Origin of the sequence: Streptomyces sp. HSW2009 (assembly GCF_040240285.1) — a bacterium.
In the GTDB taxonomy this organism is placed as follows: Bacteria; Actinomycetota; Actinomycetes; order Streptomycetales; family Streptomycetaceae; genus Streptomyces.
Map to the genome: position 1 here is coordinate 1 of NZ_JBEHZD010001205.1, position 326 is coordinate 326.

1 protein-coding gene is annotated in these 326 nt (G+C 61.7%); it reads left to right on the forward strand.

All coding sequences use genetic code 11. From position 1 onward, the window contains the following. Positions 1-117 precede the first annotated feature (117 nt). A partial coding sequence (locus AAHZ94_RS35210; RefSeq protein WP_349997705.1) for a hypothetical protein occupies positions 118-326 on the forward strand: 209 nt, incomplete at its 3' end.

Consider the following 326-nt stretch of genomic DNA (forward strand, 5'->3'; position numbering starts at 1 on the left):
GTGTTGGACGGTGCGTTGGACTTCAGCACGGACCTCTTCGAGCGCGGCTCGGCTGAGGTGCTGGTGCAGCGGTTCGTCCGCGTCTTGGAGTGGGCAGTGAGGCATTCTGGTGATGCGGTGAGTGGGGTTGAGGTGTTGGGTGTGGGTGAGTTGGAAGGGTTGTTGGCGGGCTGGAGTGGTGAGGTGCGGGGTGTGTCGGGTCGTTCGGTGGTGGAGTTGTTTGGTGATGAGGTGGTGCGGGATCGGGATGGTGTGGCGTTGGTGTGTGGTGGTGTGGTGTTGTCGTATGGGGAGTTGGATGAGTGGTCGAATCGGGTGGGTCGTTG